This is a genomic window from Candidatus Curculioniphilus buchneri endosymbiont of Curculio glandium (assembly GCF_964275155.1).
GTDB lineage: Bacteria > Pseudomonadota > Gammaproteobacteria > Enterobacterales > Enterobacteriaceae > Curculioniphilus > Curculioniphilus buchneri.
The window spans coordinates 276,363-296,500 of sequence record NZ_OZ193413.1; the positions used below are offsets into that span (position 1 = coordinate 276,363).

General features: G+C 25.9%; 6 protein-coding genes, 1 tRNA gene and 2 pseudogenes. 4 read left to right on the forward strand and 5 right to left on the reverse strand.

What is annotated here, in order from left to right; genetic code table 11:
* Nucleotides 1-284 precede the first annotated feature (284 nt).
* Nucleotides 285-1,160 carry a glutamate racemase gene (gene murI / locus ACICP0_RS00815; protein ID WP_395480065.1) on the reverse strand — a complete coding sequence of 292 codons (876 nt, stop codon included), beginning with the start codon at nt 1,158-1,160 and terminating at the stop codon, nt 285-287.
* A 1,311-nt stretch (nt 1,161-2,471) separates the two neighbouring features.
* On the opposite strand from murI, the pseudogene sthA reads away from it, so the two are divergent.
* A pseudogene (gene sthA / locus ACICP0_RS00820) lies at nt 2,472-3,872 on the forward strand (Si-specific NAD(P)(+) transhydrogenase).
* 2,296 nt (nt 3,873-6,168) lie between these two features.
* Nucleotides 6,169-7,290 carry a porin gene (locus tag ACICP0_RS00825; protein ID WP_395480066.1) on the forward strand — a complete coding sequence of 374 codons (1,122 nt, stop codon included), beginning with the start codon at nt 6,169-6,171 and terminating at the stop codon, nt 7,288-7,290.
* 1,332 nt (nt 7,291-8,622) lie between these two features.
* Here the strand turns inward: ACICP0_RS00825 and ACICP0_RS00830 are convergent.
* Together ACICP0_RS00830 and ACICP0_RS00835 are read right to left on the reverse strand one after the other, a co-directional pair.
* A pseudogene (locus tag ACICP0_RS00830) lies at nt 8,623-8,814 on the reverse strand (LPP leucine zipper domain-containing protein); the annotation flags it as partial.
* Nucleotides 8,815-9,647: 833 nt separating this feature from the next.
* Nucleotides 9,648-9,720, reverse strand: a tRNA-Val gene (locus ACICP0_RS00835).
* Between the two features lie 1,629 nt (nt 9,721-11,349).
* Here ACICP0_RS00835 and ACICP0_RS00840 point away from each other — a divergent pair.
* Entirely contained in the window at nt 11,350-11,958 is a 609-nt protein-coding gene (locus ACICP0_RS00840; RefSeq protein ID WP_395480067.1) for a riboflavin synthase subunit alpha, read from the forward strand.
* A 1,195-nt stretch (nt 11,959-13,153) separates the two neighbouring features.
* Nucleotides 13,154-14,113 (forward strand): DMT family transporter, encoded by a 960-nt coding sequence (locus ACICP0_RS00845; protein ID WP_395480068.1) that lies wholly within the window; start codon nt 13,154-13,156, stop codon nt 14,111-14,113.
* Between the two features lie 1,677 nt (nt 14,114-15,790).
* On the opposite strand, the gene ACICP0_RS00850 is transcribed toward ACICP0_RS00845, so the two are convergent.
* Complete coding sequence (locus ACICP0_RS00850) at nt 15,791-17,719, reverse strand: exoribonuclease II (protein WP_395480069.1); 1,929 nt, start codon at nt 17,717-17,719, stop codon at nt 15,791-15,793.
* A gap of 1,221 nt (nt 17,720-18,940) precedes the next feature.
* Nucleotides 18,941-19,963, reverse strand: a complete 1,023-nt coding sequence (gene nlpD, locus ACICP0_RS00855) for a murein hydrolase activator NlpD (protein ID WP_395480070.1) — start codon at nt 19,961-19,963, stop codon at nt 18,941-18,943.
* Nucleotides 19,964-20,138 lie beyond the last annotated feature (175 nt).

Here is a 20,138-nt window from a genome sequence, read left to right on the forward strand (position 1 = left end):
TATCTCAATAAAGATGTTCCAAGATGTTCCAAATAGAATTGATTCATGAATTTTAAATGGTGTACATTCAAATATTTCTGATGAACATAGATAAATTAAATCTGCAAAATTTCTTATATATCAACTAATAATAAATAATTTAATATAATTAACTATTATTAAAATAATATTACGAAAGTATTTAAATAACATATTATACTCTAACTATAGAGTTGAATGTTAGTTTTAAGTTAAAGTTCGAGACTCAAGAAGTCTATATTTAACATAATCTAATTTACTAATTATTAAATTATTAATTGCTTAATTGATTTAAAGCCATAATGATTTAAATTCGACATCATAGTGACTACTTTTTTAGTCATGGTAGTAGTAAGACAATAAACTTGGTTAAATTTAGAAAAATCTTGTGTGCAATTTATATTTAAACAATGATTTACTAACCACAGAGTACGGTAAGCAATAGCTGTTCCAGAGTCAACTAGGTAAGTACTATGAGGAAAAATTGTTTGAAGTTCTCGATTAAGAAATGGAAAATGAGTACAGCCAAGCACGATGGTATCCGGTGCATCGATCATACTTAACCAAGGATGAAAAAGTTGGCGTAGTGTCGATAACGAAACAACTTCTCCATAAAATTTTGCTTCTGCTAGTTCTACAAGTTCAGGTGCACTAAATCGCAAAATTTGGCAATTCTTTGCAAACTGATTTATTAAAGCATAAACATAGGAACATTGCACAGTAGCATGAGTTGCTAAAAGACCAATGATGCCATTACGAGTGATCTTTGCTGCTGGTTTGATAGCTGGGACTACGCCAATAATTGGGAAATTAAAATAATTTCTCAACAATGGTAATGATGCAGTGCTGGCTGTATTACAAGCTAAAATAACTAAATCTAATTGATGCAGGATACTCATAGCATTTATGATAACTATCATTCGATCTATAATGAACTGTGTCGTTTTATTCCCATAAGGAAAGGCCGCATTATCAAAAACATATAAATAACAAACATGTGGCAATAATTGTCTGACTTTGTCGTATATTGACAAGCCTCCTACACCCGAGTCTATAATTAGAATAGTAGGGCATTTTATAGTTCTAAAATCAGAAATTTTAGATTTTATCTTAATTTGTTTATTTTTCAATTTAATAACCATAAGAAAAATATTATTTTGAGATAAATTAGAAAATTTAGTATAAAGTTGCTAACTCATCAACAGCATCATGATATTGTTGTTATGTACTAGTAATAAATATCTAATTGAGTACATTAATTTATCTTTTCATGTAAATAATATTAAAAATGATCATTTAATATTACTTGTCAAAATTAATGTTAGATAAGTATTAGATAATGAAATTGTAATATACTTTTTTAATTTAATATACAGAATTTAAAAAACACTGCATTATGTAATATTTAGGCAATACATTATTCTTATAATACATATTATGTTTATCACTAAATTGATTTAAAATACTATTTATAGTGTTTCTCCTAATTTTTGAAAAAAATATCATAGTAGCTGATCCACTTAGGATGGATGGAAATAGTTCTAAAAAATTGATACATATTGCTCACACAGTAATATTTATGCAAAATTATCTTATATTTTATTAATTTTGCAGTTAATTTTGTAAAGTGTACAATAGCTATAAAAATTTATTGATTTTAAAATCATGAATTATAAAATAAAGATTTCTATAGTATTAATAGTCTATAATCTTGATTAGATATTGCTTGTTAATGTCAACAACTTGTTAAATTACAATTCTTTGTTCACTCTCGTAGTGTAATACATTGATTCTATATAATTAATATATTATTTTTTGCATCGTTAACAACCTATGAAACCATCCTAACTAATTACTTAATATTTAATCAGATGAAATAATTTTATATTCTTGCTATGAGGATAAAATTTAAAATTTGAATAATGGTATCAATATATTTGATTTAATAATCTAATGAAAGCAATGATTTAATAAATGAAGATCTCGAGTGAGCTGTACTCGATATGTGTAATGTGTTTTAACCCGTATAAAAATATAGAAAATAATTTCCTCATTATTTTACTAAAAAATCAATTTACAATAACATTGTAACTTTAATTTCTATATAATCTCAGTCTATATATTATCATAACATAATAAGTATTTATGATATTCGATCATATTATCAAAATAGAGATAAATATAACACATCTTAATTATAAGATCACTCATTTAGTATGTAAATACCATTATCATTCTGATATATAATGATTGACAGTCATTTATTATAATAACTTACATATCTTAAATATGTTGTTGAATTAAAATTAACATAATACAAGAAATATTCTTAGACAACGTTCTATTGTCTACTAATGTACATAAATTATATTAATTCTAATATTGGAACTGAATATATTATATATAGTATGTAATTTAAATTAATGTTTCTTAACTAACAAAATTAGAAAACTATACAACCTAAGTATGATTACGATGTAATTATTATTGGTTCAAGACCTAGTGGCGAGAGAGCTTATGGGATTAAGTAAATATGATGTACATGTTGCTATTATTACATCATGACTACGTTGGTAATAGCTGTACTCATTGGGGAAGACTATTCCATTAAACACATTGCATCAAACAATCAGAACAATTATTGAATTAAATCACATTCCTTTACCTTTACATAGTAATATTCGCATATATTGCACTGGTATCGCTGATATTTTACGTTATTCCAATCAAGTAATCCAGACACAAACTTACATGCAATAAATTACAAACGTAATCATTGTCAAATATTGATTGAAGAAGCTAGTTTTGTTGGTGAACACCACGTCCAGATCAACTATGGCGATCATGCACCACAGTTCTTAGTGAAAAATATATCATCATTGCTTGTGGCTCAATACCCCATCATCCACATGATATAGATTTTACTCATTCATACATTTATGATAGTAAATCTATTTTTAATTTAAAACATGATCTTCATCATTTAATTATTTATGGTGCTGGAATAATTGGTTGTAAGTATGCTTCCATATTTCGTGGCATGAATGTAAAAGTAGATTTAATGAACATTCGTGGTCGATTATTAGCATTTTTTGATCAAGAAATATCCAGATTGCTTTATCTTATCATTTTAGTGAAAATGGGATAGTAATTCGACATAATGAAGAATACGACAAAATAACTGAATTGAATGATAGTGTTGAGGTGTACATGCGTTTTGGCAAACGGATTAAAGATAATATTCTTCTTTATGCCAATGGATGTACCGGTAATATAAGTGCTCTTACACTTGAAAAAGATTGGATTCAAAGAAGATGATCATACCTTATCAAGGTTAATTACATGCATCAAACAACTATCCAACATATTTATACAGTAGGTGATGTAATTGGTTATCCTAGTTTAGCCTCCATAGCTTACGATCAAGGCCGTATTGTAACTTAAATGATTTTTTCAGGAGAATCTCTAACTGCATTCCAATATACCTACTGGTATATATATTATCCCTGAAATTAGTTCAATTGGAAAAATTGAACAAAAATTGACAACAATGCAAGTGCCTTATGAAAGTAAGCCAAGCAAAATTTACACATCTAGAACGAGCAAAGATTATTGGAATGAATATTGGTAGCTTGAAATTATTATTTTCATCGTGAAATAAAAAATCCTTGGTATCCATTTCTTTGGAAAGTGTGCTATTAAAATCCTACATATAGGACAAGCTCTTATAGAGCAGAAAGGAGAGGAAAACACTATCGAATACTTCATTCATTAACACGATCTTTAATCGTCCTACTATTATGGCAGTAGCTTATCGAGTTGTAGTATTTAATGAATTAAATCGATTATTTTAAACTATTCTTTTTTATAAAATTCATATTTGTTAAGTATGTGTGGCTATTATTTGAGAAGAGATGAAAAAATAATCAGATATTAGTTCATTACTTAAATAAGCTACTGATACGTCCAATCATTGGGTATAGTTTCATAAGCATATGAATTATACTATAACTGGTATTTTAAATTGTATATTTAACATGTAGCATAATAACATAAAGGAAGATAAGGTCTATATTGAATAGACCAAGGACAATATAAAAAATTAGATATAACGTTAATTTATGTTGTCATTTTTCAATATTTAAAGTGAATAGATTATGTATATTATTTTAATTAGTATAGTTATACTAATAATATAAAGCCAATTCAATTGCTAATGACATACGACAAATTTGTTTATCTTTCATACTGTAGATTCACTGATATATGTTCATATATCTTTTTAAAAAAAGATGTTCGTAAGATTATTCATTTATGTGACACATTACTTCAATTAATTGAATTCCATTAAGAAATTACTGAAGGGTAGTATTTAATGTGTGTTTATTAGTATTCGATACGTAACAAAGTGACATCTGTGTACCATATTTATTTGATAAATATAGAACAAGTGTATATTCATTACATTGTATGATATAGTGCTTATTATTAAGACAAACATTTTTGTTAGTTAATACAGGTTAATACAGTTCGTACAAACTATAATATAGTAGTTGTTTTATAATAAATTGACAAAAACATAAAGACAATATCGATAATTTAATTAATCACTTCTTGAAAAGCAAAGTATATTTAAAAAATATGTAAATTCTCTATTAATCAAATTAAAACAATATAAATTTTATGTCTCTAAAAATAGAGATCCAAAAGCTGACATATAACATATGAAAATACTTAGACTACACATAAAAAGAGCAACTATATAGTATAAATTAAATGATAAATCTATATAGTTATTTAAAATAAGGTTGTTCTACTACTAATTAACTAGCTGTGAAAATTATTATAAATAATAAATGGTATATAGTCTCCGTAAGTTGATTATTTCAAATCATCAATAAAAACATTTAGTATCATTCATATTAATACAGCAGAATACTTATGATATTATACTTATGATATTTAATTGTAAAATAAAAATCGGACGTGCATTCTTTGTTTTACATTACAGAGAAAAATTTTGCATAAAACTGATGAACAATTTCTAATTGTACTGAAAAGTAATAATACACTCACTTATAAATAGCGAGTTTATCCTCAGAAAAAGTAATATTAAGTTACTTAATCAATAATAGTCAACGACTATTGGTAATATTATCACACCATAACTATCATATATTGCATTAATGTTTAATTATTACAGTTATTATTTACATGATAATCAATAATTTAAATAGCAACAACATTTTATTATTAAATTATAAGCCATGTACCTTGCTCTACTTATATTCCGATAAGTATGTTAAATTATTGACTACAATGTATCATCTCAATAAATGATTTTAAACAATAACAATATGATTTGAATACCAACTTCTATTCTAGGATTAATTGAACTAACTATGCATTGAAGAAATATGCATGAATTCATGGCGCATTGTATGTGCCCTATGACAAAACTATAAGCCAGTATGTCATTAATCAAATATGTTCTACATTAATCACACCTGAAAAAATATGACATAGTCATGATAGCATAGTAATCTTACGTAAGCATGCATCCATGCGCGTTTCATAGTAACAATACATTAGTTATAGTATCTTGTATTTAAAATGATTTTGCAAAGAAATGTTAAAATAAAAGATAAAATATCTTATTTTAAGATATATGCTACATTTTTATAAGCCAATAATGATTGGAATTTTTAATGTTGCAAAATGATATATTTGAATATTTTATATGTCATATAATAGTAAATGTATTTTAATTTTTATCAAAAGAATAAAATGGTATATGCAGTCTGGTAAATTAATATATTTATATATTCAATGATATGAAATTAATAAATCTGATTATATGAAATTAATAAATCTGATTAAGTGTATGTGTGTATTAACTTTTTATTACATATTGAAAATATTTTGTATCTAATAATTTGATTACATTTAATTTCTAGATTAGAATCATACGTTTGTTTTGGTTATTCGAATTAAAATAATATTTTTTCTTTAGTATCATCACTAAAGTGAGTGCATTACCCAATTTACCTGTGATCTCAAAAAGTTAAATACACGTGTATTTTGTTCTGACGATATAGATTTTTACTAGTCATAGATAAGAAATCTATAGAATATAAAGAGGATATTAAAATGAAATTAAGGTATTTTACCTTACTCGTTTTGAGTATGGTTGCATCTGGCATTGCTAGCTCCACTGAGGTTTATAACAAACATGGTAGTAAATTAGATATATATGGTAATCTTAACAGCACGCATTATCTATCTATTGACAGTAATAATAATGGTGACCGCTCTTCTATCTATTATGGTTGTCATGGTAATACCTATATTAATAATCATATAGTTGGTTTTGGCACTTGGGAACATGAAGTAAAATTGCGTTCTGAAAATCCGACAGATAAAAATAATTGTACTCGACTCAGTTTTGCTGGACTTAAGTTTGGAGAAAACGGCAGTCTTGATTATGGCCGTAATTATGGCGTGTTGTACGATATCGGAGCCTGGATAAATACCATGCCGGAGTTTAGCGGCGATCTAATATGTTCAGATAATTTTCTCTCAGGTCCTGCCAATAGTATTCTTACTTATCGAAATGCAAATTTCTTTAATACAATAGATAATTTAAATGTCGCATTCCAGTACCAGGGAAAAAACAATAACAAGGATAATATTGCTAATAACATACAGACGGAAAATGGTGAAGGTTATGGTCTTTCCATATCTTATGATTTTGGACAAGGTGTGTCTATCGGGTCTGCTTATACCAATAGCAAATTTACTCAATCTCAATATGGATTGATGACTAACGTTCATTATCACGGTGGAAAAATCAAAAGAGCTGAAGCTTATTCTCTTGGTTTTAAATATGATGCTAACGACTTATATTTAGCAGCTTTATATAATGAAACGTATCATATGACGCCGTTTGGTAATTTTTCAAATCAAGATAATCATGAAATCTTTGGATTTGCTAAACATGTTAAAAACATTGGATTCATTGCACAATATCAGCTAGATTTTGGTTTACGTCCTGCTATCGGATATATACAATCTAGAATCAATCATGATAAGGGCAGGGTACATCATAATTATAAAAAGTATATTGAAGTCAGTTCTAGTTATATTTTTAATAAGAACATGTTAAGTTTTGTTGATTATCGAATCAATCTTCTGACTAAAGATGATTTTATTCGTACTGCAAAGATTTCAACAGATAATATTTTAGCAATAGGCATAAGTTATACATTTTGAACAAATAATACGATACTTGAAGACATACAACAGGATGGCACAACAACTTCTGCTCCACCTCTGTTGTTGTGTTGTTGTTAACCATGATATAGAAGTATTGATATGTAAAATTGAGCATGCTTTTACTTGAAAATAACAGCAATTTTTTTATAGAAATCTTATGATCATTATATTGTTAAAAGATTGATGATCAGAGATTCTTATTTAAATTTAAATAAGAAATAAATTGTTTAAAAAATTCGTTCTTCTTTATAATAACTGTTAATACAGTATATACTTAAGTATTTTGGATCAAAAAATAATACTAATAAATTAACTATAAGAGTTATTCAGTTAAATTTATATCAGGTAAAAATAAAATTTTTGATTTTAAAGTCAGAAAAATATTGATAATGTAACAGATAATTTAAAAAATATAAAAGATAAAATAGTAATCCATCCTATTACGATGACCATTATACTAAACTGTAATCTTTAATTTTTGTACATTTATTTTTATGAATTAGTTTGATATATCAATAACATTTATTATAAAGATAATATAATAATTAGGTTATTGAAATAAGTGATCAACGGTACCAGTTCTATCAACTGATATAGAAAAGTATGTCATAATAACATTATATCTAAATTTTTCGATATAACTTGAAGAGTGTATTCTTCGGATCTTTATCTATTTTAGAATACGCTAGTTTTAGCGTGAAGGTAAATTATAGTACTTAAATTAAAAATTAGTATTTTATTTTAAAAAAAGTTAATTTATAAAGAAAATCAATAATTTTTTTGTAGATCTTACGATGTACCTGTAAAACATCTGTCACATTTTACTGAATGTGATTTCAAGTAATTTATACTAGATACTTAACTTAACTAATTACCCTAAATGATTAACTTATATTTTTTAAAAAAGGATAATGAAGTATTATGAAAAGTCGTCAAATTCTATTTTGGTAGATTTTTATAAATAGCTACTATTATTTAAAATATCTAAAAATTACATTTTAGATAAACTAAAATGGAGCTGTATATCACAGCTGTGATGATGTACTAAGAAGGTATATTAATCAAACATTTGATAGGTATAATTAACATATTCATTCAATTTAAAATAAAAGTTTATATATGTTATAAATATATCAATCAGACTGCTATTTTAGTGTTTAGTACAAGAGTTTCGAATTTTCTTTTTGAGAAATTATTATTATATAGATGACAGATATAGATATAGATCTATTTTAACAATCTCGTATATTGAATACCTTCTCAAAAAAACCTTACAAGACGAAAAAAATGGAGCACTTTAGTACGTTATTTTGATTTAAAATAAAAAAATTATTTACGGTAAGAAGTTACTTGATTATCATCCAAACGTTGATTAGCACAAAAAGCTTCATCTTTAGTATCCTGTGCATCAAAACGTATAGCATTTATATTATTTATAATTTGGTCAATTTTAGCATTCAGCGTTTGAATGTCAGAGGATATCTGACTGATTTTAGTGTCTCTAGAACAGGCAGATAATAAAGCAAGGCACTCATTTTATAATACAATATGAATTTTTGATTAAATAAATTTTTAAAACGTATATAATTATCTTCTACGCTTTTAATAAAATAATTCAACCTAAAATTTTTATTAAAGAATTTAAAATAAGTAAAATATTATAAATATAACATCAGTACTGTTATAGTAAACAATAATTTTTCGAATTAATGTTTAGTAATATATCTTTATTGTTGATAAAAGATTATTGAATATTTTAATTTATTCAAAATAAATTGCCTAATTACTTTTTATAAAGTAAAACAATAAAATACAGGGATACAAAAAAGATGATCATCCAGTATAGATAATGTATTCCTCTCTATCAAAGAGTCATAATTCTAATCACATAAATAAATAGTATGTAAATGTTTTAATCTAAAACTAAATCACAATAAGATTGTCAATTTTTATTGAATAATATATATCTAAAAATTTTAGGAACGATAAATAATTTAAATAAAATATTAGTAAATAAGCTATCTACGCAACTATTATTAGCCTTTGAGTAAAAATTAAACATAATTTGACGATGTATTATATTTATGAAAGGAGCTATTACACACTAATACAATTAAAATTGTAAGTATCGTAATCTTAATAAAGGATGAAACAATTGCAATTGTTTATCACATATTTTTAATTTACAGATTTAGGAAAAATGTAATATCATACTGAAAATATTAAAATATGATATACTGTATTTCAATACAAGTATAGATATAAAATATTAGTGCATTAAAAATGACGAAATATTATACAAGTAAACATAGTAAAAATTTTTTAAATTCTTACAGAAAATCAATTTTGTTTAGTACATCCGAGTGGACTCGAACCACTGGCCACCACCATGTCAAGGTGGTGCTCTAACCACTGAGCTACGGATGTAAACAGGGATATAAGTGCAGTGTAGCAGATAAAAAGTAAAATTAAAAATAATAAAATATGACATTATGGCTACATTATCTATTTAATGCATAAAAATACATAGTGAAGTTTATTTTAAAAGTTTAGTTAAAAGAATTTCTAATAGAATTGTATGATTTGTATAGAATAGCTTCATTTTCAAAATGCTCATATAACATAACAAAAGATAAAAGTTGATAAATTGTAAACTCAGTACATTTTTTATTAGATTTATATTAAACACCTAAAACGAAATGTTATTTGATACATAAAAAAAATTATATTAAGATTTATTTTTAGCTATAATATTATTAAGTATATTATACTATTTACTTAATCAAAGTATTAAAAGTCAAGATTAATATCTACTCATAATATAATATTTTATAGAAAATTATCAATTGATAACAATCAATATCAATAATGTAGTTATAAGGCAATATAGTTCAAGATTAACAGATACTAAAATAGTAAATGTACATATGCATATAATAAATTATGTACATAATAAATATATATCTTGTATATAATTATACAATTTAAATTTGATAGAAAAGTAAATGAAAGTCTATAATTAATAAATTATTACTAATAATATAATAGTAATAGAATAAGAATCGTATTTTGATTTCATTTAGTAGTAATAAGATGTTCATATACACGGTTATGTTAACAGTATTATTTGAAATAAATATCACTCTAATTAATTAATAGATTTTTATATGTTCGTATGTCTTCTTTTTTGCAAATATAAAAATATTTTATGAATGTTAATTCATATTTTAAAAAGTTATAATCATGAAATATATTCATATTCCACTAATTTTCTATAGTTTAAACCATTTGTATTATTAATACTATACTAATAATACACGAATAATAATAAAATGATCTAATATACTCATATTATGAGTACTGTTAAAGATTTTTTAATAGAAGAGATTTTAAATAAATTTAAAAATTAATATATGCATATTATATTAAGAAATATCATATATAATCAATCTACTTTAATAAAGATTTTGATAAGTATGTTTTACATCATTCAAAGTATGCGTACCAGCATACTAACTATATGTATTCAATATTATTACATAACAATATGTCAAGAATATCAAGAATATTATATATGCAATATTGAGTGACATAATGTATGATTATGATACTATCATCTATCTCTATTCGCATAGAATATGCATATCGTACATACCAATTAAAAGTCCAAACATATCAATTTAATGATTGTATCATTTTGAATTCACGCATACTATAATCAATTCTACAGAATTTTAATTCTATAAAATATTTGACAACAAATAGATATCATGTGTTCTCTGAGATTATCAGATCCTCATGGACTTATTTCTACATCATAATATTTATTTCCACTATAGCAGTTATGTAAACTAACTAAAATTAAGTAAAATTACTCAATAAATTATTGACTACTTAACGGTGAATATATCTCCTAGTTAATATCCATTGATACATAACGAAATATATTTTTTAACCTTATTTAAAACGTTATGCTATCTTACTGGATATGTTTATTACATTACGATGAGTATTAAGCTTTCATATAATCAAAGTAATCACTGAAGAGGATAATACATGTTTACTGGGATTATTCAGAGTACTGCGTCTATTTTTTCTATTGAAGAAAGAGCTCGTTGTCGTATCCTTTACGTTCAATTTCCAGATTCACTTTTATTTGATTTAACTATTGGGGCATCAGTAGCGAATAATGGCTGTTGTCTGACAGTGAATGAGATCATAAATGATGTAGTTCGTTTTGATGTAATACAAGAAACTCTAAAACTTACTAATTTAAGTAAGCTTAAGATAAACGATGAAGTAAATCTAGAGCGGGCAGTGAAATTTAATAAAGAAATTGGCGGACATCTTATGTCAGGACATATTATTTTTACTGCTGAAGTAACGCAAACTTATGCTTCAGAGAATAATTTGCAAATTTGGTTTAAAGTATCAGATAAAAAATTAATGAAGTATATTATATATAAAGGTTATATCGGTATAGATGGTGTTAGCTTGACAGTAGGATCAATTGTAGATGATACATTTTGCGTTCATTTAATACCAGTAACTTTAAAACGTACTACACTCGGAAAAAAACACCTCGGTGATCTTGTGAATATTGAAGTTGATTCTCAGATTCAAGCAATAATTCACACAGTGGAACGAGTACTGGCAAAGTCATAAATATGTAATATACGATTCAAATAAAAGTAAAAATCCAAATTGTCTGGTCAATTTAATTAATTGACGATTTTTATAACCTAGTATTGAAGAGGAAAAATACATTATTAATATGGATATATCAAGTAAAAGATTTAATATGAAGAATACATAATTCTTTAATTGAATTAATTTTTATAGTGCTCATTCATGATGTAAAAATGTAAAAATCCGAATGATATTTCGTTGTTTTATATTCAATCTTTTAGAGAGGCTTATTTAATACTAAAGAAAATACTCCATTTATAAAATGTTTTAAAAAAAATCTATTTTGATTACTTCTTATCTTTTAAACCTCTATGTTCAACTCTAATAGCATTGCAAAAAAATGGAGGTTATAGAAAATTTTTAAAGATAAAGTGAAATATATAGTGTTTTTAAAATAAACTCTCAAACACTATTATATGAATAGAATTCATTCTGAACATATTCAATATTATTTTTTTATGAATTAACAATTTGTAGATAGTAAATTTTGAATAATTTGAATTAACAAAATATTTTATTCCTGAGTATTTTTAGATGTATAAGTTTTTTAATGTAACCTCTGATAGGTTAATAATGTTTACAGATACTCTAACTAACATAACAATATTTATATTCAAAAAAATGGAATTTTTTAGAGAAATAACGATTATGTAATCAGGTGCTTTTTATTATCTTAAAAATTAAGAAAATGTATGGTGTCATCTGACTATTTGATTAAAAATCTTTGTCTCATTCAAATTAAAATATTATATTTTCCTTATTGTTATATATTCGAAAAGTCTTCTTATTTTATTACTGAGTAGTAATATAAGTAATAAGATGCTCTTATAAGACTTCAATATATATTGAAAGACTTATTATTTTGATACATTGCTAACGTGTTATTTACTATATTGAATTTTATGTTTATACGCGCATGTTTATACTGTTATATTTATAGATAGTGCATTAAGTAATGATCACTTAATTGAATCTGAAAAAACAAAGGTAACTAAAATGGCTAAGAATAAAACAGATTCAATTAAACATATATCATTTGCTTATTCATATTATATTATGTCGTAATTTTATTACCTTAAAATAAGTTGAATTATAAATTCATTTTCAATTTCATATAGTATTTTTTGTAGAGCCTAATAAATTTTAAAGGTTTTAAAAAAACAGGAACATTATGACTAAAGGGATATTTTTCGCACTCTGTGCAGGTTTATTATGGGGATTAATTTTTATCGGACCTTTATTACTTCCAGATTATCCTGGTATGATTCAGTCAGCAGGACGTTATACTGCTTTTGGTCTAATTACTTTACCGTTATCGTGGTGTCAACGTCATCGTTTGCGGAATCTTCATCGAAAAGATTGGTTCGAAGCGTTCAAGCTTTCTTTAGTTGGTAATTTGATTTATTATACTTGTCTAAGTAGCGCTATTCAACGCATAGGAGCACCTATTTCCACCATGATTGTAGGTATACTACCAATGATCTTAGTTGTAACTGCTAATATTATGGATAGAAAACATAACCCAAATAAATTACCATGGAAACGTTTAGTACCTGCTTTATTTCTTATCGCCATTGGCTTGATTTGTATCAATACTTCTGAATTAAGAAGTAGTGCAGAATTGTTCAATCTTCGGCGTTATTTAAGTGGTATCATTTTAGCACTGATAGCTGTTGTATGTTGGACTTGGTATCCCCTTCGTAATGCAAGGTGGCTACAATGCCATTGCCACAAACCTATCACCTGGGCTACAGCACAAGGATTAGTTACTTTACCATTAGCTACCATAGCTTATGGTCTTATCTGTTTAGGATTAAGTATAACTCAACAGGAATTTTCAGTACCATTTGGTCCACGACCACTTTTTTTTATTTTATTAATGATAACCATTGGTCTATTATGCTCATGGCTAGGTGCATTTTGTTGGAATGAAGCAAGTCAAAGACTGCCTACAATACTTGTGGGACCACTGGTTACATTTGAAACATTATCTGGTTTGGCTTATACTTTCTTGTTACGTGAAATGTGGCCTTCGATCTTAACATTTAGCGGTGTTATATGTCTTGTTCTCGGAGTTGCAATAAGTATAAAACCAAAATTAGTAGATCGTGTACCTTATTTTAATCAGTAAAAAATGTTAGTTTAAATTAGCGGTAATGGTAAACGACGTATATTTTTATATACAGTAAACTGTATCTAATGTTTTTTAAATAAAAAAATTGACTTATTCTTTAGATAAATTATGTTAATAACATAAGACCTAAGCATCTTAGATATATTCAGGAGTACATTATTTAGCTAAGAGCATCATTAAATATATTTTTTACCTTGTATATTGTTATACCTAGGACGATTTAGATAACTTTGGCAGTTTTTTATGTAATCTCTATAGTAAAACTAACTTATGTTAATGCATGTTTATTGAATAAATCAATTATTTTGGTTTTCAAGGTAATTAATCAACAAGGTATTACACTTAATTAAGTCACATACCAATTTGATATTTTGAAGTGTAATAATAAACATTATCGGTAGATAATGATGTCGTACAATGTGATGAAGATACCTAATCCTTATACAAAGTTAAATCACTATTATAATAGTTTTAGATAAAACACTATCTATATCCTCGTATATAGCCACAGTGGACTTAAATAAAGCGTTCACTTTAATACGATTCAATTAAATATTTTAATATATCAAAATATCTTTGATATTGTGGACGGAATATTGTATTTATATTAATATTATTAAACTCATTAAATGACGTATATTCTTTATTAAAAATCTTCCATAGAATTATTTGAAATATTTTATTTTAAAAATTAAACTGTCTGATACTAGATCAGACCTCATTAACATATACTATATATGTTAATAACTTTAATTAATTCATAAATTTTATTGTGGAATTTTCCAAATTAATTTTAGTACTATCTAATTATTCTAATAAAAATTATTTTAATAAAGTATTAAAACATGCTATCAATCATTATTGATTCTACTATCTGCATAGTATCTTATCATTTTAGTATCATGACATTATATGAATCTATAAAGGTAAATAGTAGTCTTATTAGATATTTATTTTCTAAGAAAATTATTTTATGTTGTGTCATATATTCATCATTTTGTTTAAAAAACTGTTTTACAGATGTTTAAGATAATTTTTATTAAAAAGTTTATATGTTTAAATATAAATATATTAAAAAGTAAAATTAAATAAATTTCATTAATTAATGTATATTGTTGTGTCTTCCTGAATTAAAAAAATTTTTCATAGTTTGTATAAAAAATTTTGAAATAATATTTAGTACATAATTTTTTAATATTTTATATTTTTTAAGAAACAAAATTAACTTTTTAAAAAATTTAAATATAGATTTACATAGGTAACAATCGATTTATTACATGAAGATGCAAATTTTTTTGCATCTCAATTCATGAATTTCAATAAAAAATACAAAATATACTTAATATTTATTAATCAATTTCTATAAAAAATTTATATATATTTGAGCAATAGAATTAACATAATAATCTTATTTTCTTTGCTAAACATATAATTACTAATTAAGTAAAAATATTTCATATAGTCTATTAATAAAGATTATTTTATAATAGCCATGGATTGTAGTATCTTATTTATCTTAACAAAAAATAATAGTAATAAAACAAAGCTTATAGGATTCTGATATTTTTAAAAATTGTTTAATTCAATATTAATCCTGTATGTTTACAATGAACTTACATCACACACATATTATGTATATATATAATAAATATAGACATATGTATTATTTAAATTTTAAATTGGACGAGCAATAATTGTATGAGTTTTTATACATACATCAGTAATGGTAATTTTGATAGTGTCTGCTTGACGAAAACGTTCCTTACCTTTCACGTATATAATACCTGTCTCTTGATTGCAGATAATCTCGTTTTCTATATTATGAATAAATGAAATAGGAACGAAGGCCATAGCACCATTATCTAATAACTGTACTCGCATACCACGGCGACGTACATCAATAATTTTCGATATAAAAAGATTGTTATTACCAGCTTGATGTTGAAGAAATGTAGCATATAACCAATTTTTTATATCTCGTTCTGCTATTCGATTTTTCCGACGACGTTCATCTAATATTAATATTATTTTTTCATCCAAGCGTTCGGTTACGTTAGTTTTAATTAATTTCTTAAGAAAGCGATGATTAAGCATATCACCATATTTTCTTATAGGTGAGGTCCAAGTAATATATACATCCACGCCCAGTCCAAAATGCGGGCCTGGCTCAGTACTAATCTTGACAAACGATTGAAAACGACGAATTCGGCTATCTATATAGGTTGTAGGCAGAGTATTCAATTGTCGGCGCAAAGCACAAAATCCATTCATTGTTAATAATTCTTCTGCCTTAGCATCAATGTTATTGTTACGTAAGATCAAAATAGCTTTATCAATTAATTTTGGATCAAAACCTTTGTGAATATTATATACACCATAACCACACTTGTCACGTAGAACACGCGCTGCACAAATGTTAGCAGCGATCATAACTTCTTCAATCATTCGGTTAGCGATACGGCGAGGTTCAATAACAATATCTCTTACTTTACCTGGTTCGTCAAAAATAAAGCGATAATTTATCTGATCTTTAAAAATCAATGCATTGTGACTACGCCAAGCACTACGACTCTTGAAAATGGCATGTAGTAACCGAATTTGCCTAATAATTACATCATTTTCTGGTTGCCATTCTCCGATGTCTTCTAGCCAATCAGAAACGTGATTATAGGCCAATTTAGCTTTGGATTGTATCCAAGCGGTGAAAAATTGTATATCCTCAGAAAGGATACCATCTTTATGAATTATTATACGACACACTAAAGCTAAGCGACGTTTATAAGGATGAAAAGAACATAGATCATCAGATAACTTCTGTGGAAGCATAGAAATTTTGAATCCAGGCAAGTAATTGGTGAAAGCACGCTTGCAAGCAATGAGATCTAATTTACTAGCTTCTGGTATCCAAGCTGTAGGATCTGCAATTGCTACAGTTAGAGTCCATGCTCCATTTGGAGCATCTGATATATAAATAGCATCATCTATATCTTCAGTTCTGTCACTATCAATGGTAATAAAATCCAGCGCGGTAAGATCTTTACGATGAAAATCGTCAGGTTGAATAAGTTCTTCTGGCATTTCTGGGGCAGTGCGTTCCAGCCCATGACGAGCAAGGATGATCCACCAAGGAGCCAAACAATCATTTTTAGTACTGATCCATTCAGTAATTTCTGCATAAAATTGCTGATCGCCTTTTAAAGGATGATGACGCATTTCTGCTACCACCCAATCGCCACAATGAAATGATGCTTTGACGTTATGTGAATAAGCCGGAATAGTTTTGTTAATTAATGAACACTCTGGTATTAATGAAATAAAATCATTTTTTATCTGTACTTGACCAACAAAGCGCATTAAAAATGGCTCAAGAAGCGTTTCTGGTTCTACAATTTCTCGGCTATTTTCTATTCGCACTACAGCAGTGATTTTATCACCATGCATTACTTTGTTCATAAAGCATTGTGGGATTAAATAGTTTTTATTTGAATTTACTTCTAAGAATCCAAATCCTTTTTTTGTGGATTTTACGACACCTTTGACACGTAGTTTTTTACCGTTCAGTTGTTTTTTTAATTTGATAAGTAGCGGATTACAATGAAACATAATATATAGTAAATTTTTAGTGAATTTTTATAAACTAAATTATGATTGATAATCATACAGAATTCACTATAGGTAACAATGTATATAATATATCATTAATTATGTAGCAAAAAAATATCTTTTATGTTTATGAGATTATCTATAAAATTAGCTACAATATATAAAATTGCATGGAAAATCATTCCAGATAAAAAACGTATGTAATGAATTATATTCATGTCAATGAAAGGTATTATCAAAATTAATCTGATATTCGTAGAAAATTGGATCAGTGTTTTGATTTTTAATCAGTGTACACATAAATTGCGTCAGAAACATTGTCAATCAATATTGTATCTAATATATCACTAATTATAAATTACGGCAGTGTTAGATTATTGTTTTATGTTATTTTATGTTTAAATTTAGTATATAATTTTTTGCTTTTCTATATATAATTTTCAATAATAGAAATTATATTATATTTTTAGGATGGAGACATATAATATCTTTTTTAATCATGACATGATGTTTCAGTTATGAAACATAAACTGTAACAATTAATATATTTATGTAATAATGTTATATTAATAATTATAGATTTGTTCAGAAAATATATTCATCTATCAAATATTAATCACTGTGTGCCTAATTATTATTCTTAATATATTGTTAGTCCTAAAATTTATTGAATATTTAAATGTTTAACTTGAATAGTGAAGGTACATACAAAAAATTATGGTATAATTATCATATTTATTAATATAATATACATTGAATATATTATTATAGAAAATAAAATTAGCACGTTCATAAAATCATAAATATTTTTTCAAAAAAAATAAAATATGAAAAGTGATAATTCAGAAGTATCATATACAATATTATACAATAGATATATTACTACTCATTATATATGATATATGGATTACATACAATGATCATATAATAGTTGGCATTAAGACGTATAAAATATTTTAAAATACTTCCATAGCTAACCAATAAGATTTATCTTTAATTTAATAATTATACCTGTAATATATCGCGATTTTTTAATTGCATTAAACTGGTGTTTTGGTCATAAAAATTTGAGAAATAAGTAGTAATTTTTGTAGTTAACAAAAATATTCACAATATTTTTGATGCAAATAGCATGCAAATATAGGCTTTATTTTTGTAGTATCTACACAATACAATCTCAATCTATAAAATATCAAATGGTCTCTAGGAGAGATTGTTAATTTATTGTCGTGGAAGATAACTTAACGGATTTACGGACTGTCCCTTATGACGAATTTCAAAGTGTAATCTTATTGAATTACTGCCACTATTGCCCATAGTGGCAATTTTTTGCCCTGATTTTACTTTTTGTTGTTCACGAACTAATATTTTATGATTATGAGCATATGCACTTAAGTAGTCATTACTGTGTTTAATGATAATCAAATTGCCATATCCTCTTAAAGCATTACCAGCATAGACTACTCGACCATGAGTGGTGGCTAAAATAGGTTGTCCTCGTGAACCTGAAATATCAATTCCTTTATTTCCGCCTTCTGCCATAGAAAATTGATCAATAATTTTTCCAGTTGTTGGCCAATTCCAATTGATAATGTTTGTATTAGATATAACCATAGGAGCTGTCTTTACTGCTTTTTTTCTCTTCAAAGGAAGTGTGTTTTTGATATACTGCTTGGTGATACTATTAGGACAATGATTATTTTTATTATTTAGAGAAATATTTGATTGGTTACATTTTTTTTGTATAGAAGAAACAATGACGGTCGCTGATTCAAAATTAGTTTTGTTAGTATTAGATAGCTTAGAACGTTTCATTATTGCTTTATTGGTCATCAATGTGGGATTATTTAGTACTTGTAAAGTTTGACCTACATTTAATCGATAAGGCTGTACAATCTGATTTTTTTTGGCTAGATGTTTATAATCATTGCCGGTAATCCAAGCTATATAAAATAGTGTATCTCCTGGTTTGACCTGATAAGTAGCGCTAGAATAATAACCTTTACGAATTTTATCATAATGTCTATTATTAATTGTATTGTTCGTTGGCAATACAATAATTTTATTTTTAATGTTTCCAGTTTTAAGTTTAATCTTATCGTGCGTCTGAATTGTTTTAGGTATGTAATTATCTACGTTGCTTATTGACACGCTGGATGACGTGTTATGAATACATCCTAAACATAAACTAGCTATGCCACAGATTATTGTAACATGATGCCGAAAGTACTTCAGGCCTACCATGCTCGTTGCTCCTTTATGGCAAAAATACTAAATTAATCATCAATCTAAAATACTAGATACTTTTTCATGTATCGTATTTTATAAAATAGAATTCAAATTAATACTCAGATTAACAAAAAGATTAATTCATGAAAAGTTTTCTAATTTTTATAAAATTAATTAATTGTGTGATGCA

Coding starts and splice junctions, on each gene's coding strand:
- ACICP0_RS00825 (WP_395480066.1), top strand. CDS start 6,169: ATGAAATTAAGGTATTTTACCTTACTCGTTTTGAGTATGGTTGCATCT.
- ACICP0_RS00840 (WP_395480067.1), top strand. CDS start 11,350: ATGTTTACTGGGATTATTCAGAGTACTGCGTCTATTTTTTCTATTGAA.
- ACICP0_RS00845 (WP_395480068.1), top strand. CDS start 13,154: ATGACTAAAGGGATATTTTTCGCACTCTGTGCAGGTTTATTATGGGGA.
- ACICP0_RS00850 (WP_395480069.1), bottom strand. CDS start 17,719: ATGTTTCATTGTAATCCGCTACTTATCAAATTAAAAAAACAACTGAAC.
- nlpD (WP_395480070.1), bottom strand. CDS start 19,963: ATGGTAGGCCTGAAGTACTTTCGGCATCATGTTACAATAATCTGTGGC.
- murI (WP_395480065.1), bottom strand. CDS start 1,160: ATGGTTATTAAATTGAAAAATAAACAAATTAAGATAAAATCTAAAATT.